Origin of the sequence: Enterobacteriaceae endosymbiont of Donacia vulgaris, from assembly GCF_012568445.1 — a bacterium.
In the GTDB taxonomy this organism is placed as follows: domain Bacteria; phylum Pseudomonadota; class Gammaproteobacteria; order Enterobacterales; family Enterobacteriaceae.
Genome location: NZ_CP046190.1, coordinates 249,108 through 265,251, shown reverse-complemented (window position 1 = coordinate 265,251; position 16,144 = coordinate 249,108). Strand labels below are relative to the sequence as shown.

The following is a 16,144-nucleotide window of genomic DNA, read 5'->3' as shown; positions in this document are numbered from 1 at the left end:
TTTATAAGAGAGTATATAAATGGATCAAAATTCTATTACAGAATTTTTAAAACCTCGATTAGTAAATATAGAACATATTACTACTCATACTATAAAGGTAACTTTAGAACCTTTAGAACGTGGTTTTGGTCATACTTTAGGAAATGCATTAAGACGTATTTTATTATCTTCAATACCTGGTTATGCAGTGACGGAAGTGGAAATAGAAGGGATATTACATGAATATAGTATTAAAGAAGGTATTAAAGAAGATATTATTGAAATATTATTGAATTTAAAAAAATTAGCTATAAAAATAGAAAATAATAAAAAAGAGGTAATTTTAACTTTAAACAAAACTGGTATTGGAATTGTAAAAGCTTCTGATATTGATCATGGTAATGATGTAGAAATTATAAATCAAGAACATATTATTTGTCATATTACAAATATAAACACATCAATTAATATGAAAATTAAAATAGAATTAGGTCGAGGATATGTAGCTGCACATACAAAAATAAATAATAATAATTTTAAAAATGATCATAAAATAGGTAGATTATTATTAGATGCATCTTACAGTCCTATAAAAAGAATTATATATAATGTAGAAGCAGCCAGGGTTGCACAAAGAACCGATTTAGATAAATTAATAATAGAAATGGAAACAAATGGTACAATTGATCCAGAGCAAGCTATTAGAAAAGCAGCTACTATTTTATCTGAACAATTAGCATCATTTGTCAATTTACAAGATATTAAACAAGAAGAAGAAATTAAAGAGGAAAAACCAGAATTTGATCCTATTTTACTACATTCAGTAGATGATTTAGAATTAACTGTACGTTCTGCAAATTGTTTAAAAACTGAATTAATTCATTTAATAGGTGATTTAGTACAACGAACTGAAGTAGAATTGTTAAAAACCCCAAATTTAGGAAAAAAATCATTAACAGAGATAAAAGATATATTAGCTTCAAGAGGGTTATCATTAGGTATGAGATTAGATAATTGGCCTCCACTTATAAATAATAATAAAAAAAAATCATAAAAAATTAATTTTAAAAATTAGGTAAAAAAATGCGCCATCGTAAAACAGGTCGTTATTTTAATAAAAATAGTACTCATCGTAACGCAATGTTACTTAATATGATGAATTCATTAATTAATAATGAAATTATTAAAACTACTTTAATGAAAGCTAAAGAACTTAGAAAAATAATAGAACCAATAATTACTATTGCTAAAAAAAATACTATTTCTAACAAAAGATTAATAAGATCTAAATTAAATAATAAATATAATATTATAAAACTTTTTAATGTTATTGCCCCTCAATTTCAAAATAGATTAGGTGGATATACACGTATAATAAAATGTGGTTTCCGTAATGGAGATAAGGCACCTATGGCATATATAGAATTAATAGGACGAAAAATAGTTTTAAAAAAGAAGAAAGTTAAATAATTATATTATTTTTTTTAAAAAAATTTTTATATTGGTTAAAATTTAAAAAATTTTGAATATTCATTTGTTTTTTACCACTAGGTTGAATAATTTGAATATTTAAAATTCCATTTATAGTATTTATTTGTATACCATATTTATTAATTGATAAAATAGTTCCTGGTATTTTCGTTACATAGTCATTATTAAAATTATTAATGACTTCTGCTTGCCAAACTTTAAATCTTTTATTTTTGATAATAAAGAAAGTCCCCGGGCGAGGATTAAAAGCACGAACCATACATTCTAATTTTTTAGCTGGTAAATTCCAATTTAATTTACATTCTGTTTTAGATATTTTTTTTGCATATGTAGGTTTTATCATTTTAATATTTTGAGATTGAAATTTTATTTGTTCTCCTTTTGAAATTTTTTTTATTATAAATAATAAACCTTCTAATCCTAATGTAGCTAATTTTTTATATAATGATCCGTATGTATCATATAATAAAATATTATATTCTATTTGATAAATAATATCACCTTGATCTAAAAAATTATTCATTTTAATAATACTAATACCTGTTTTTAAATCATTTGCTAATAAAGCTCTTTGTATAGGAGCTGATCCTCTCCATCTAGGTAATAATGAAGCATGTATATTCATACAAAATAATTTAGGTATATTTAATATTTCGTTAGGTATCAATAAACCATAATCAACAACTACAATAATATCGCATTGATAGTTAATAATATCTTTAATTAATTTTAAAGAATTTAGAGATTCTGGTTGTAATACATTTATTTTATATTTTATTGCTATTTTTTTTACAGAGTTAAAAGTTAATTTATAACCTCTATTAGCATAAGTATCTGGTTTAGTGATAACACAAGATACTGTACTATAAACATTATTTATTAAACCTTTTAAATGATAAGAGGCAAATTTTGAAGTACCCATAAAAACAATTTTTATTTTTTTTTTCATTTTAGATAATTCTGTTTTTTAAAAAATATTATTTTATGATTGAGTTTATTTATTTTATCACAAATTCTTCGATATTTTAAATTTGATAAATAATCAATAAATAAAATCCCGTTTAAATGATCAATTTCATGTTGTATACAAAAAGATAATAAATTTTTTGCTTCTAATTCAATAAATTCATTCATTAAATTTTGAGCTTTAATTTTTATTTTTTTAGATCTTAAAACGATATATTTTTGTTTAATAGGGATAGAAAGACAACCTTCAGTACTATTAATTTTTAATTTATCAAATTTTATTATTTTAGGATTAATAAGAATAAGAGGATTATTTTTTTTTTCAGTTATATCAATAACAATAATTCTTTTATTTACTCCTATTTGCGTTGCTGCTAAACCAATACCATTATAAGAATACATCATTTCAAGCATATTATTTCCTAATAATTTAATATCATTATTAATATTTTTAATAGATTTAGCAATATTTCTTAATTTTTTATTAGGAAAATATAATAATTTTATTATAGACATAATGGATATCTTCTTTTTAAAACAATTTTTGTAATAAAATAGAATTTTTTTTAATCTTTAAATTATTCATATATATTAATATATAATTCATTTATAATTATATCAAACTATTTATAAAAAAATTATGGATATACAAATTTTTATTAATGCACTAAAAATGGGTAAAATTATAGCTTATCCTACTGAATCTGTATTTGGCTTAGGATGTGATCCAGATAATAAAAAAGCAGTCAATAAATTATTAACAATAAAAAAACGTAGTATAAAAAAAGGATTAATTATAATTGCTTCTCAATATAGTCAATTATTGAAATATATAAATGAAAAAAAAATTCTTAAAAAACAAAAAAAAAAAATTTTATCTACTTGGCCTGGCATGATAACATGGACTATGCCTGTTTCAAAAAATACTCCTTATTGGTTAACTGGAAATTTTAATTCTATAGCTGTTCGTGTAACTAACCATTACTTAATAAGTAAATTATGTAATTATTTTGGAAAACCTATTGTTTCTACTAGTGCGAATATTTCAGGCATGAAACCGTGTTTAACTTATCAAGAAGTACTATATCATTTTCATCATATAAAAAAACATATTTTAATTTTAAATGGGGAAACAGGAGGATATTTAAAACCATCAGAAATTAGAGATAGTTTTACTAATTTAGTTATTCGTAAAGGATAAATATGAAAATATTTGCAGTATTTGGTAATCCTATAAAACATAGTAAATCTCCAATTATACATAAATTATTTGCAAAACAAACAGGAATATTACAAAATTACACAAAAATTTATGTTGAAAAAAATAATTTTAATAAAAAATTTTTTAATTTTATTAAAAATGGAGGTGTAGGAGCAAACATTACAATTCCTTTTAAACATGAAGCATATGAATTATGTAATATTTTAACAAAAAGGGCACAACAAGCTGGTGTAGTAAATACAATAAAAATTATTAATTCTAAAAAAATTTTAGGTGATAATACAGATGGCATTGGTCTATTAAAAGATTTAAAAAATTTAAAATTTATCAATTCTTCAAGTAATATTTTATTAATAGGTGCTGGAGGAGCAGCTCAAGGAATTATAATGCCATTAATTAAATTTGGTTGTAATATTACAATCATTAATCGTACTTATAAACGTGGTAAAAATCTTATTAAATATTTTAATAATATAAAAAATCTTAATTGTCTTAGAAAAGAGGATTTATTTCAAAAATATGATCAAATTAAGTATCATTTAATTATTAATGCTACATCTAGTAGTTTGATGGGAGATAATACATTTAATCTTCCTGTATCAATTATACAACCTGATGTTTTTTGTTATGACCTTTATTATAATTTTACCATTACTCCATTTTTAAAATGGTGTACTATTCATGGAGCTAAAAAAATATCAGATGGTATTGGTATGTTAATTGAACAAGCAGCATATTCTTTTTATTTATGGCATGGTATCATGCCTCATACAAAAAAAATAATTAAAAAATATAAAAAATATAATTAATATTTAATATCATTTTTTTTAAAGGATTTTAGATGACTTATACATTACCGGATTTATTATATAAATATTCTGATTTAGAACCTTTTTTTGATACAAAAACAATGAAAATACATCATCAAAAACATCATCAAAATTATATTAATAATACAAATTTGTTACTTCAAAAAAATAATATCAAAGATATTAAAATTAATAAATTAATATCTAATTTAAATAATTTATCTCTTTCTAAATCACAAAAGATTATTTTACGTAATAACGCAGGTGGACATGCTAATCATAGTTTTTTTTGGAAAATTTTGAAAAAAAATACTCAACCTAATAATATTATTTTAAATATTTTTGAAAAAGAATTCGATAATTTAGAAAATTTTAAAATAATGTTTGAAAATATAGCTTTAAATTTTTTTGGATCTGGATGGATTTGGGTTGTTAAACAACAAAATACATTAAAAATAATTACTACTATAAATCAAGACAATCCATTAATGAATAATAAAGAACTTAGTTATCCTATAATAGGATTAGATTTATGGGAACATTCATATTATTTAAAATATCAAAATCAAAAAAATTTATATATTCAAGCTTTTTGGAATGTTATCAATTGGGATAAAGTAACACAATTATTGTTAAATAAATAATTATTTATGATGTATTTTATTTTATAATGAAATACATCATCTTTAAAAATATTTTGTTTTTTTTTAAAAAATTTATATAATAAAATATTAAATATTACAAAATTAAAAAATACTTAATAATTTTAATTTTTAAAAAAAAAATATTATTATGTCTTATGCATTAGAAATTATAAATTTATCTAAAATTTATCCTAATAATTTTCAAGTTTTAAAAAATTTTAATTTAAAAATTATAAAAGGAGATTTTTATGCTTTATTAGGACCTAATGGTGCTGGTAAAACAACTATTATTGGTATAATTACTTCTTTAATTAATAAATCTTCAGGAAAAATTAAAATTTTTGGATTAAATGTTCAAAAAAATATATTTAAAACTAAAAAAAAAATAGGATTAGTGCCCCAGGAATTTAATTTTAATCCATTTGAAACTGTACTACAAATATTAATTAATCAAGCTGGATATTATGGTATAAAAAAAAAAGAAGTTATTACAAAAATTATAAAATACTTAAAAATCTTAAAATTATGGAAAGTAAGACATCAAAAAGCAAAAAATTTATCAGTAGGTATGAAACGTTGTTTAATGATAATTAGAGCACTAATTCATAGTCCTAAATTATTAATTTTAGATGAACCTACTTCTGGTGTTGATCTTAAATTACGTTATTACATATGGTCTTTTTTCCAAAAAATAAATATTAAAAAAAAAATTACAATTATTTTAACAACTCATTATCTAGAAGAAGCTGAATTTTTATGTCAACATATTGGAATTATAAATAATGGAATATTAATTGCAAATTATCCTATAAATAAACTACTCAGTAAATTAAAATTTGAAATTTTTATTTTAGATTATATAAACATGAAAGATATTATTCCAATAATAAATGGTTATAAATATAAAATTCTTAATAATTATCAATTAGAAATTAAAGTAATGAAAAATCAAAATTTAAATAATATTTTCGAACAATTAATAAAACAAAATATTAAAATTATTAGCATAAAAAATAAATACAATAGATTAGAAAAATTATTTATGGATTTTACTAAAAATTAAATTATTTTATAACAAGGATTATTCAAATGAAATTATATCCATATTTAATTATGTTTTTTACAATCTATAAAAAAGAAATAAATCGATTTATGCGTATTTGGATACAAACGATTCTTCCTCCTATTATGAATATATCTTTATATTTTATGATATTTGGAAAATTACTTAATTTACATATTGATAAAATATTAGGATTTAGTTACATACAATTTATTATACCTGGATTAATTATGATGAGCATTATTAATAATTCATATTCTAATGTAGCTTCATCTTTTTTTGGAGCAAAATTTCAACATTATATAGAAGAATTATTAATAGCTCCCATACCAACTAATTTAATTATATTAGGTTTTATTAGTGGAGGTATAATGAGAAGTTTTATTATTTGTATCATTTTAACTATAATTTCTATGTTTTTTATTTCTTTACATATATATTCTTGGTTATTTTTTATAATTATTGTAATATTAACATCTATTTTATTTTCTCTAGCTGGATTATTAAATGCTATTTTTGCTAAGAATTTTGATGATATTAATTTTATACCTACATTTATATTAACACCTTTAACATATTTAGGTGGTGTATTTTATTCAATATCAGTTTTACCTATATTCTGGCAAAAAATATTAAAAATAAACCCTATTTATTATATTATTTCTGGATTTCGTTATAGTTATTTAGGTATAAAAACAGTCTCATTATTTTTAACTATAAATATTTTATTTTATTTTATTCTAATTTTATATTTATTTACTTTCATTTTAATTAAAAAAGGTATAGGGATACGTAAATAAAAAACTAAAATACTTTAAACATAAATTAATATTGTGTATAAAAATAATTAATAGTATATTTATAAAATATATTTTATTCAGCTATTTGTTTTGCTCGTATTTCTGCTAAAGTTTTACAATCAATACATAAATTTGCTGTTGGATGTGCTTCTAATCTTTTTAGGCCAATTTTAATTTCACAACAGTCACAATAACCAAAATTTTTTGTATTAATTTTATTTAATGTTATTTCTATTTTTTTTATTAATTTTCTTTCTCTATCTCGATTACGTAATTCTAAATTAAATTCTTCTTCTTGCGAAGCTCTATCAATTAGATCAGGAAAATTAGATGCTTCATCTTTTATATAAGATGATGTATTAATGATTTTACTATTTATTTTATTTCTCCATGATTCTAAAATTTTTTTAAAATGTAATAATTGTTTTTTATTCATATATTTTTCATTAATTTTTATTTTATACGGAGATACTCCTGCTATAGATAAAATATTTAAAGATGATAAAAAATCATTATTTTTTTTCATTATTTTTCCTAATTATTTGTTATTAATAAATATTTATTATACTATAAAATAATAAAAATTATTTTCCTTAATAAATAATTAATACTAACATACTAATAATAATTATATTTTATTTATATAAATTTTTTATTTTAATAAAACATAATATATTATCTTGTAATATAATTATTATTAATATATAATAAAATTAAAATTTTATTTAAGTATTTTTGTAAATTAATATATTCACAATAGTTTATTCAAGAATTAGGTATTTATAAATTTTTTATAAAAAAATAATTAGATAATAATATTCATATAGGAATGTTAAATTCATGCAACATAAAACTAATGTTCTAATAAATTTAAATGATAAAAATTTTCAATCTGCAATAAAAAAAAGTAATTTAGTTTTAGTTGATTTTTGGGCTGAATGGTGCAATCCATGTAAAATATTTTCTCAAGTATTAGAAGAAGTATGTTATAAATATAAAAATGTAATTTTTACTAAATTGAATATTGAAAAATATAAAGTAATTGCAGAAAAATATAATATCCGTAGTATACCAACAATTTTATTATTTAAAAATGGTAATATCATTGACAAAATAGTTGGTTCTATAAATAAAATACAATTAGAAAATTTTTTAAATAAAAATTTAAAATAATTTATTTTTATATTTTAATGTTACATATTTTTTTTAAAAAAATATGATTATTATTATATTTTTTAAAATTTTATACAAATATTCAAGAATTATTCAAAGTTTAAGACCTCACCATTATGAATCTTACCGAATTAAAAAATAAACCAATATCAGAACTTATAGATTTAGGTGAAAATATTTATCTCGAAAATTTGGCTAGAATGCGTAAGCAAGATATTATTTTTACTATATTAAAACAACATTCCAAAAGTGGAGAAGATATTTTTGGTGATGGAGTATTAGAAATATTACAAGATGGATTTGGATTTTTACGTTCTTCTGATAGTTCTTATTTAGCAGGACCTGACGATATATATGTATCACCAAGTCAAATTAAACGTTTTAATTTACGTACAGGAGATACTATTTCAGGAAAAATACGTCCTCCAAAAGAAGGAGAAAGATATTTTGCATTATTAAAAGTTAATCAAGTAAATTTTGATAAACCAGAAAATGCAAGAAATAAAATTCTTTTTGAAAATTTAACACCATTACATGCAAATTCTAGATTAAGTATGGAAAGAGGAAATGGTTCTACAGAAGATTTAACAGCTCGTGTTCTAGATTTAGCGTCACCAATAGGTAGGGGACAAAGAGGATTAATAGTTGCTCCACCAAAAGCAGGAAAAACTATGTTATTACAAAATATAGCACAAAGTATAGCATATAATCATCCTGATTGTGTATTAATAGTATTACTTATTGATGAACGTCCAGAAGAAGTTACTGAAATGCAAAGATTAGTAAAAGGAGAAGTAATAGCATCTACTTTTGATGAACCTCCGTCTAGACATGTACAAGTATCTGAAATGGTTATTGAAAAAACTAAAAGATTAGTAGAACATAAAAAAGATGTTATAATTTTATTAGATTCTATGACACGTTTAGCTAGAGCCTATAATACTGTTGCTCCTGCATCTGGAAAAGTTTTAACTGGAGGTGTTGATGCAAATGCCTTACATCGCCCTAAACGTTTTTTTGGAGCAGCTAGAAATGTTGAAGAAGGAGGAAGTTTAACTATTATAGCAACAGCATTAATTGATACAGGATCGAAAATGGATGATGTTATTTATGAAGAATTTAAAGGTACTGGAAATATGGAATTACACTTATCCCGTAAAATAGCTGAAAAAAGAGTTTTTCCTGCTATAGATTATAATAGATCTGGGACACGAAAAGAAGAACTTTTAAGTTCACAAGAAGAACTTCAAAGAATGTGGATTTTAAGAAAAATAATACAACCTATGAATGAAATAGATGCAATGGAATTTTTAATAAATAAATTATCAATGACAAAGACTAATAATGATTTTTTTGATATGATGAAAAGATCTTAACATTATTATATTTATATTTTTTATCAAAAATTATATTGAAGTAGATCACTTAATATGTGTTATTTTTTATAAATATAAGAAATATTAAGAATTTTTTTATAAAAAAACTAGACATTAAAGAAATGAATTTGTAATATATTAATTACACCCGTAGCTCAGTAGGATAGAGTACTGTTTTCCGAAAACAGAGGTCTCAGGTTCAATTCCTGTCGGGTGTAGATAAAAAATTATAAAATTATTAAATTATTATAATTTTAAAATAATTAATTTTAATGGTGGTTATAGCTCAGTTGGTAGAGCACTGGATTGTGGTTCTAGTTGTCATGGGTTCAATTCCCATTAACCACCCATAAATTTTATTCGGCGAGTAGCGCAGTTTGGTAGCGCAACTGGTTTGGGACCAGTGGGTCGGAGGTTCAAATCCTCTCTCGCCGATAAAATTTTTAAATTTATATAAAATTAGATACTAATATTATTTTTGATAATGTATTTTTTTAAATCATTAATAGTAATTACAATCATTTTATTTTTTTTTGCAAAAGATATCGTATCAAATATTTTTGCCATAGATCCATCTTTATTAGTTAATTCACATAATACTCCAGTAGGTTTCATTTTTGCAATTTTTAATAAATCTATTGTAGCTTCAGTATGTCCTGATCTTTTAAAAACACCCCCATTAACTGCTCTTAATGGGAAAACATGTCCTGGTTTATTTAAATCTTCAGGAACAACATTATTTGAAATAGCTGTTTTAATTGTTGTAAATCTATCTTGTGCTGATACTCCAGTAGATATTCCCTTAGCTGCTTCAATTGTAATTGTAAATCCAGTTTTATAAATACTAGTGTTTTTTTTTACCATCATAGGTAATTTTAATTTTTTACGTAAATTTTCTGTAATACATAAACATATAATACCACTACCATATCTAATTAAAAAAGCTATATCAGGTATAGAAATTTTTTCTGCTGAAAATACTATATCACTTTCATTTTCTCTATTTTTATCATCTAGAATTAAAATTCCATATCCCTTTTGTAAAGAAAAAATAGCATTTTCCATACGTACTTTATAATTACCAAATTCTATATCAAGTATATTCATAAAATAATATTTATATTATAATTTAATAATATTATATATTAATATTTAAAAAAATTTTTTGTAAAATTTTTAAAATACTTAAATTATTTATTTGTTTTATAAATCAATAATATCAAAATATTAATATATAATATTATTAAAACTTATCATTAAAATAAAATAAATATATTATTAATTTTATGGAGTAATAAATTTGAAAACTTATTTAGTTGGTGGAGCTATACGTGATTATCTTTTAAATATAACAGTAACAGATAAAGACTGGGTTGTTGTAGGATCAAATATTAATTTGATGTTAAAATTAGGTTTTAAATTAGTTGGTAAAGATTTTCCTGTTTTTTTACACCCTCAAACACATGAAGAATATGCATTAGCTAGAACAGAATATAAGTTTGGACATGGATATAAAGGATTTAAATATTGTGCTTCTCCTCAAATCTCTCTTAAAGAAGATTTATTACGTAGAGATCTTACTATTAATGCTATTGCACAAGACGAATTAGGAAATTTTTATGATCCATATAATGGATTAAAAGATATTAAAAACCGTTTATTAAAACATGTATCATCTTCATTTAAAGATGATCCTTTACGAGTTTTACGTGTAGCTAGATTTGCGGCTAAATTAAAGTATTTAAATTTTCGTATTCATGATAATACATTAAAATTAATGAAAGTTATGAGTCATTCTGGAGAATTATTATATTTAAAACCAGAAAGAATTTGGAAAGAAACATATATTGCTCTTCAATCAGCACATCCTCATGTATTTTTTCAAATTTTAAAAAAATGTAATGCTTTATCTGTTATTTTCCCAGAAATAAATAAATTATATGGTATACCAGCTCCTTTAAAATGGCATCCAGAAAAAGATACAGGAATACATACTATGCTTACATTAAAAATAATATCTAAACTTACAAAAAATGTATCAACAAGATTTGCAGCATTATGTCATGATATTGGTAAAGGATTAACACCACGTAAATTATGGCCAAGACATCCTGGACATGGAGAATTAGGTATACCTTTAATTAAAAATTTATGTAAAAAATTAAAAATTCCTAATAATATAAAAAAATTATCTATTTTAGCTGCAAAAATACATGATATTATTCATGATATATATAATCAAAAACCACAAGATATATTAAATATATATAATATTATTGATGCTTGGAGAAAACCAGAAAGAGTAAGCCAAATAGCATTAATTAGTGAAGCTGATGCAAGAGGTAGATTAACATTAGAAACTATAGAATATAAACAAGGAAAATATTTTATTGAAATGTATAAATATATTTCTAAATTAAATATTAAAAATATTATAGAAATTAATAATTTAGAAGGAAATAATATATCTCAAAAAATTCAATATGAAAGATTGAAATTAATAAAACATTTCTTAAAATTAAAAAATTAAAACTTTATTTATATAATAAATTATTAATTAAAAATTAATAACAATATTATTATTAATAAACGGTATAAAGTAAACCATTTTAAAGAAATATTATTAATAATAGAAATAAATTTTTTAATAATAGTTAGACTTATAATAAATGAAACTAAAAAACCTATAAAAAATATTTTTATATTATTAGAAGTTATTATTGAATAATTTTTATATATTTCTAATATATTTGCTCCAAAAATAACAGGTATAGATATTATAAAACATAATTCAGTTGCAATAACACGTTTAATACCTATTAATAAACTAATTGATAATGTTGCACCTAATCTTGAAATTCCAGGTAATAATGCTAAACTTTGAAAACATCCGATAATGAAAATATTAATATATGATATATTATTAATATTATTAATAACATATTTTTTAGGTTGAAGTATTTCGGAAAAATATAATAATATTCCTCCAAAAAATAGTCCGTAAATAATAAATTGAATATTATTTATTGTGTTAATTATATGATAAAAAATTAGTCCAACAAATATTACTGGTAATGTTGATATTATTATATGTAATATATTTATTTTTTTTTGATAAAAAAACTTATAATTAATTGTATTAAATATAATTTTTATAATTTTTTTCCTAAAAAATATTATTATTGCTAATGTAGATCCTAATTGAATAATTACTTTAAAAAATTGCAAATTATTATTTTTTATAATATTTAGTATTTTAGAAAAAATAATAATATGAGCACTTGAAGATATAGGTAAAAATTCAGTTAAACCTTGGATTACGCTTAATAATATATAAGAAAAATGATTTAATAACATTATTTAATATCTCAATAATTTAAAATTATTTTAAAAAAAATTTTATAAAAATTTAAAAAAATTAAATTTTATCTTCTAAGGATAATTTAGAATTTATATAAATATTTTTTAATATATATTTTTTATTTTTTGAAGAAAAGTGTTTTGATCCAATATAAGCAATCATAGCTGCATTATCAGTACATAATTTTTTATTACTATAAAATAATTGAATATTGTTTTTTTTTAATTTTTTGTATAAAAATCTCCTTAATTTTATATTAGCACTCACTCCTCCTGCAATTACTAATTGATTAATATTATATTTTTTTAAAGCTCTTAAACTTTTAATATATAATGTTTCTATAACTGCATCTTCTAATGCACATGCAATATCTGCTTTAATGTTAAAATTTTTTAAATCTTGTTTTTTTATAAAATTTATTACAAAAGTTTTTAATCCAGAAAAACTAAAATTTAAATTATTTTTTTTTAATATCATAGGTCTAGGAAATATAAATTTTTTTGGAGTACCATATTTAGATAATTTAAATAAATTTTTACCACCAGGATAATTTAATCCTAATAATTTAGATATTTTATCTAAAATTTCACCTACGGCATCATCTATATTGGTTCCTAATATTTTATATTTTCTAAATTTAGAAGTATAAACTAACTGAGTATGTCCACCAGAAATTAATAAACCTATAAAAGGATAAGAAGGTTGTTTTTTTTGTAACATTACTGATAATAAATGTCCTTCCATATGATTTACTGGAATAATAGGAATATTTAGAGAAAAAGCTAATGTATGTGCAATCATTGCACCTATTATTAAAGAATTTATCTGTCCTGGTCCTGAAGTATAAGCTATTGCAGTAATATCATTTAATTTTTTTTTTATTTTAAATAAAGACTTTTTAATTAAAGGAATAATTTTTTTTAAATGATTACGAGCTGCTAATTCAGGTACTACTCCTCCATATTTAGAATGTATTTTTTGAGTATAAATATTATTACATAATACTCCTAAATTATTATCATAAATTGCTACTGAAGTATCATCACATGATGTTTCTATTCCCATAAACAACATATTTAACCTTAAACAATTAATTATTTTTTATATAAATTGATATAAAAAAATTTATTTATATATTTTTCATTATATATTATAATATAAAAATTAGTATTAAAAAATAAATAAATGACAATAGGAAAAAATATATTATGCCTATTATAAAAGTACGTGATAATGAACCGTTTGATTTAGCTTTAAGACGTTTTAAACGTGCATGTGAAAAAGCAGGAATTTTAGCAGAAGTAAGACGTAGAGAATTTTATGAAAAACCAACAACAGAGAGGAAAAGAGCTAAAGCTTCTGCAATTAAGAGACATGCTAAAAAAATATCTAGAGAAAATGCTAAAAGAATACGTTTATATTAAAAAAATTATTATTTATTATAAAAAATAATAAATTATGAAAAATTATTTTTATGATTAAATATGTTTCTCGTGTATTTATTAACAATTTATTAGATCAAACAGATATTGTATGTTTAATTAAAAATAAAATTCAGTTAAAAAAAAAAGGAAAAAATTTTTTTGGAATTTGTCCTTTTCATTTAGAAAAAAATCCTTCTTTTGTAGTTAATTCTGAAAAACAATTATATCATTGTTTTGGATGTGGTGTGCATGGTAATATTATTGATTTTATTATGTATTATGAAAATTTATCTTTTCTTGAAAGTATAGAATCATTATCGAACATATTTAGTATACCTATTCCAGATAATAAATCAAATAATTTTAAAAAAATATATAAAAAAAATAATATTTATTATAAAATAATTTTAAATTTAAGTTTTTTTTATAAAAATTCTTTATTTAGTATTTCAGGTGAAAAAACTTATAAATATTTATTAAAGAGAGGATTTAATTTATATATTATAAAATATTTTTCTATTGGTTTTTCTCCTTTATTTTGGGTAAATAATATTTTAAATAATATTAAAACTATAAAAATTTTACATGAAAAATTAGGTATTTTAAAAGTAGATAAAAAAAATAATAATTTTTATGATGTTTTTTATAATAGAGTTATATTTCCAATTAAAAATATAAAAGGTTTAATAGTTGGTTTTGGTGGTAGAGTATTAAAAAATAAAAATCCTAAATATTTAAATTCTTCAGAAAATAATATTTTTCATAAAGGAAATGAATTATATGGATTATATGAAACAAAAAAAGAAAATAATATTATAAAAAAAATATTAATAGTAGAAGGATATATTGATGTAATTAGTTTATTTCAGTTTAATATAAAATATGCAGTAGCTATATTAGGTACTACTATTACTAATAATCAGATAAAAAAATTGTTTAACATAACAAATAAAATTATTTATTGTTATGATGGGGATAAAGCAGGTATAAAGGCCCAATGGAAGTCTTTAAAAATGAGTTTACCTTATTTAGTTAATGGAAAAGAAATAAAATTTATGATTTTACCTGATAAAGAAGATCCAGATAGTTTAATAAGAAAAGAAGGAAAAATTTTTTTCGAAAAAAGAATTAATAATTCTTTATCATTTTCAAAATTCTTTTTTAAACAATTATTTTTAAAAAATTTATTTTCTTCTTGTGAAGAAAAAACTCATTTTATTTATACGGCTTTATCTTATATTAAATTAATTCCTGATTATTTTTTTAAAATAAATTTAATTCAACAATTAGGAGAAAAAATAGGTATTATTAATTTTATTAATATATATAATCCAATAAAATATAAAAATAAAACTATTATAAAAAATAATTTCAAAAAAACTACTATTCGTATATTATTAAGTTTATTAATACAATATCCAAAATTAATAAAATTTGTTCCAAAATTAAAATTTTTTAAAAGTTCTAATATATATGGTTTATTTTTTTTTATAAAATTTGTAAGTTTTTATAAAAATAAAAATATGACGACAGTAAAAATATTAGAACAATATAGAGGAACAAAAATAAAAAAGATTCTTGAAATTTTAGTAACATGGAATCATATGATTCCTGATCATAAAATAGAAAAATTTTTTATAAATTTAATAAAAAAATTAAAAATAAATATTTTAGAAAATAGAATAGAATATTTAATATCTTTAGATAGAAAAGAAGGATTAAATTATAAAAAAAAACAAGAATTATGGTCTTTAAATAAAATATTACATAAAAAAAAATAATTTGAAAAATTTGATAAAATATATTTAAAATATTATTACTAATATATATGTAAAA

At 20.5% G+C, this 16,144-nt stretch carries 18 protein-coding genes and 3 tRNA genes; 15 read left to right on the top strand and 6 right to left on the bottom strand.

Features of this window, described 5'->3' with window-relative positions; all coding sequences use genetic code 11:
- The first annotated feature begins 19 nt into the window (after positions 1 to 19).
- Positions 20 to 1,033 carry a DNA-directed RNA polymerase subunit alpha gene (locus GJU01_RS01245; RefSeq protein WP_168868040.1) on the top strand — a complete coding sequence of 338 codons (1,014 nt, stop codon included), beginning with the start codon at positions 20 to 22 and terminating at the stop codon, positions 1,031 to 1,033.
- A gap of 29 nt (positions 1,034 to 1,062) precedes the next feature.
- The gene (gene rplQ / locus GJU01_RS01240; RefSeq protein WP_168868039.1) at positions 1,063 to 1,449 is read left to right on the top strand and encodes a 50S ribosomal protein L17; all 387 of its coding nucleotides are present in this window, start codon (positions 1,063 to 1,065) and stop codon (positions 1,447 to 1,449) included.
- Here the strand turns inward: rplQ and fmt are convergent.
- The gene (gene fmt, locus GJU01_RS01235; protein ID WP_168868038.1) at positions 1,442 to 2,419 is read right to left on the bottom strand and encodes a methionyl-tRNA formyltransferase; all 978 of its coding nucleotides are present in this window, start codon (positions 2,417 to 2,419) and stop codon (positions 1,442 to 1,444) included. The genes rplQ and fmt overlap by 8 nt on opposite strands.
- Positions 2,416 to 2,952 carry a peptide deformylase gene (gene def, locus GJU01_RS01230; RefSeq protein WP_168868037.1) on the bottom strand — a complete coding sequence of 179 codons (537 nt, stop codon included), beginning with the start codon at positions 2,950 to 2,952 and terminating at the stop codon, positions 2,416 to 2,418. The genes fmt and def overlap by 4 nt, the downstream gene beginning before the upstream one ends.
- A 124-nt stretch (positions 2,953 to 3,076) precedes the next feature.
- Here def and tsaC point away from each other — a divergent pair, with 124 nt between their 5' ends.
- The 5 genes from tsaC to GJU01_RS01205 all read left to right on the top strand — a co-directional run bounded on the left by tsaC (position 3,077) and on the right by GJU01_RS01205 (position 6,974).
- Entirely contained in the window at positions 3,077 to 3,637 is a 561-nt protein-coding gene (tsaC, locus tag GJU01_RS01225; protein ID WP_168868036.1) for an L-threonylcarbamoyladenylate synthase type 1 TsaC, read from the top strand.
- A 2-nt stretch (positions 3,638 to 3,639) separates the two neighbouring features.
- Complete coding sequence (gene aroE / locus GJU01_RS01220; protein ID WP_168868035.1) at positions 3,640 to 4,467, top strand: shikimate dehydrogenase; 828 nt, start codon at positions 3,640 to 3,642, stop codon at positions 4,465 to 4,467.
- A gap of 32 nt (positions 4,468 to 4,499) precedes the next feature.
- On the top strand, positions 4,500 to 5,111 hold the full coding sequence (locus GJU01_RS01215; RefSeq protein WP_168868034.1) for a superoxide dismutase: 612 nt from the start codon (positions 4,500 to 4,502) through the stop codon (positions 5,109 to 5,111).
- A gap of 148 nt (positions 5,112 to 5,259) precedes the next feature.
- Complete coding sequence (locus GJU01_RS01210; RefSeq protein WP_168868033.1) at positions 5,260 to 6,174, top strand: ABC transporter ATP-binding protein; 915 nt, start codon at positions 5,260 to 5,262, stop codon at positions 6,172 to 6,174.
- A 26-nt stretch (positions 6,175 to 6,200) separates the two neighbouring features.
- Complete coding sequence (locus tag GJU01_RS01205) at positions 6,201 to 6,974, top strand: ABC transporter permease (RefSeq protein ID WP_246208927.1); 774 nt, start codon at positions 6,201 to 6,203, stop codon at positions 6,972 to 6,974.
- 73 nt (positions 6,975 to 7,047) lie between these two features.
- Here GJU01_RS01205 and dksA read toward each other — a convergent pair whose 3' ends face one another.
- Positions 7,048 to 7,503, bottom strand: coding sequence for an RNA polymerase-binding protein DksA (gene dksA / locus GJU01_RS01200; protein ID WP_425482426.1), 456 nt, complete (start codon positions 7,501 to 7,503; stop codon positions 7,048 to 7,050).
- Between the two features lie 311 nt (positions 7,504 to 7,814).
- Between dksA and trxA the strand changes: the two genes are divergently transcribed.
- From trxA to GJU01_RS01175, 5 genes are all read left to right on the top strand, one after another.
- Positions 7,815 to 8,147 carry a thioredoxin gene (gene trxA / locus GJU01_RS01195; protein WP_168868031.1) on the top strand — a complete coding sequence of 111 codons (333 nt, stop codon included), beginning with the start codon at positions 7,815 to 7,817 and terminating at the stop codon, positions 8,145 to 8,147.
- Between the two features lie 116 nt (positions 8,148 to 8,263).
- Positions 8,264 to 9,523, top strand: a complete 1,260-nt coding sequence (gene rho / locus GJU01_RS01190) for a transcription termination factor Rho (RefSeq protein WP_168868030.1) — start codon at positions 8,264 to 8,266, stop codon at positions 9,521 to 9,523.
- A 144-nt stretch (positions 9,524 to 9,667) separates the two neighbouring features.
- A tRNA-Arg gene (locus GJU01_RS01185) sits at positions 9,668 to 9,741 on the top strand.
- Between the two features lie 57 nt (positions 9,742 to 9,798).
- Positions 9,799 to 9,871, top strand: a tRNA-His gene (locus GJU01_RS01180).
- A gap of 13 nt (positions 9,872 to 9,884) precedes the next feature.
- Positions 9,885 to 9,958, top strand: a tRNA-Pro gene (locus GJU01_RS01175).
- A 24-nt stretch (positions 9,959 to 9,982) separates the two neighbouring features.
- On the opposite strand, the gene ribB is transcribed toward GJU01_RS01175, so the two are convergent.
- Positions 9,983 to 10,630: a 3,4-dihydroxy-2-butanone-4-phosphate synthase gene (gene ribB, locus GJU01_RS01170; RefSeq protein ID WP_168868029.1), complete on the bottom strand. Its 648-nt coding sequence runs from the start codon at positions 10,628 to 10,630 to the stop codon at positions 9,983 to 9,985.
- Between the two features lie 193 nt (positions 10,631 to 10,823).
- Here ribB and GJU01_RS01165 point away from each other — a divergent pair, with 193 nt between their 5' ends.
- Positions 10,824 to 12,053, top strand: a complete 1,230-nt coding sequence (locus GJU01_RS01165) for a multifunctional CCA addition/repair protein (RefSeq protein WP_168868028.1) — start codon at positions 10,824 to 10,826, stop codon at positions 12,051 to 12,053.
- A gap of 23 nt (positions 12,054 to 12,076) precedes the next feature.
- On the opposite strand, the gene GJU01_RS01160 is transcribed toward GJU01_RS01165, so the two are convergent.
- Positions 12,077 to 12,880 carry an undecaprenyl-diphosphate phosphatase gene (locus GJU01_RS01160; protein ID WP_168868027.1) on the bottom strand — a complete coding sequence of 268 codons (804 nt, stop codon included), beginning with the start codon at positions 12,878 to 12,880 and terminating at the stop codon, positions 12,077 to 12,079.
- Positions 12,881 to 12,941: 61 nt separating this feature from the next.
- Complete coding sequence (gene tsaD / locus GJU01_RS01155; RefSeq protein WP_168868026.1) at positions 12,942 to 13,958, bottom strand: tRNA (adenosine(37)-N6)-threonylcarbamoyltransferase complex transferase subunit TsaD; 1,017 nt, start codon at positions 13,956 to 13,958, stop codon at positions 12,942 to 12,944.
- Positions 13,959 to 14,092: 134 nt separating this feature from the next.
- Here tsaD and rpsU point away from each other — a divergent pair, with 134 nt between their 5' ends.
- Positions 14,093 to 14,308: a 30S ribosomal protein S21 gene (gene rpsU, locus GJU01_RS01150; RefSeq protein ID WP_168868025.1), complete on the top strand. Its 216-nt coding sequence runs from the start codon at positions 14,093 to 14,095 to the stop codon at positions 14,306 to 14,308.
- A gap of 50 nt (positions 14,309 to 14,358) precedes the next feature.
- The gene (gene dnaG / locus GJU01_RS01145) at positions 14,359 to 16,089 is read left to right on the top strand and encodes a DNA primase (protein ID WP_168868024.1); all 1,731 of its coding nucleotides are present in this window, start codon (positions 14,359 to 14,361) and stop codon (positions 16,087 to 16,089) included.
- The last annotated feature ends 55 nt before the right edge of the window (positions 16,090 to 16,144 follow it).

Excerpts from the sequence above, each read along its gene's own strand:
- GJU01_RS01245 (WP_168868040.1), top strand. The coding sequence starts at position 20 with ATGGATCAAAATTCTATTACAGAATTTTTAAAACCTCGATTAGTAAAT.
- rplQ (WP_168868039.1), top strand. The coding sequence starts at position 1,063 with ATGCGCCATCGTAAAACAGGTCGTTATTTTAATAAAAATAGTACTCAT.
- fmt (WP_168868038.1), bottom strand. The coding sequence starts at position 2,419 with ATGAAAAAAAAAATAAAAATTGTTTTTATGGGTACTTCAAAATTTGCC.
- def (WP_168868037.1), bottom strand. The coding sequence starts at position 2,952 with ATGTCTATAATAAAATTATTATATTTTCCTAATAAAAAATTAAGAAAT.
- tsaC (WP_168868036.1), top strand. The coding sequence starts at position 3,077 with ATGGATATACAAATTTTTATTAATGCACTAAAAATGGGTAAAATTATA.
- aroE (WP_168868035.1), top strand. The coding sequence starts at position 3,640 with ATGAAAATATTTGCAGTATTTGGTAATCCTATAAAACATAGTAAATCT.
- GJU01_RS01215 (WP_168868034.1), top strand. The coding sequence starts at position 4,500 with ATGACTTATACATTACCGGATTTATTATATAAATATTCTGATTTAGAA.
- GJU01_RS01210 (WP_168868033.1), top strand. The coding sequence starts at position 5,260 with ATGTCTTATGCATTAGAAATTATAAATTTATCTAAAATTTATCCTAAT.
- GJU01_RS01205 (WP_246208927.1), top strand. The coding sequence starts at position 6,201 with ATGAAATTATATCCATATTTAATTATGTTTTTTACAATCTATAAAAAA.
- trxA (WP_168868031.1), top strand. The coding sequence starts at position 7,815 with ATGCAACATAAAACTAATGTTCTAATAAATTTAAATGATAAAAATTTT.
- rho (WP_168868030.1), top strand. The coding sequence starts at position 8,264 with ATGAATCTTACCGAATTAAAAAATAAACCAATATCAGAACTTATAGAT.
- ribB (WP_168868029.1), bottom strand. The coding sequence starts at position 10,630 with ATGAATATACTTGATATAGAATTTGGTAATTATAAAGTACGTATGGAA.
- GJU01_RS01160 (WP_168868027.1), bottom strand. The coding sequence starts at position 12,880 with ATGTTATTAAATCATTTTTCTTATATATTATTAAGCGTAATCCAAGGT.
- tsaD (WP_168868026.1), bottom strand. The coding sequence starts at position 13,958 with ATGTTGTTTATGGGAATAGAAACATCATGTGATGATACTTCAGTAGCA.
- rpsU (WP_168868025.1), top strand. The coding sequence starts at position 14,093 with ATGCCTATTATAAAAGTACGTGATAATGAACCGTTTGATTTAGCTTTA.
- dnaG (WP_168868024.1), top strand. The coding sequence starts at position 14,359 with ATGATTAAATATGTTTCTCGTGTATTTATTAACAATTTATTAGATCAA.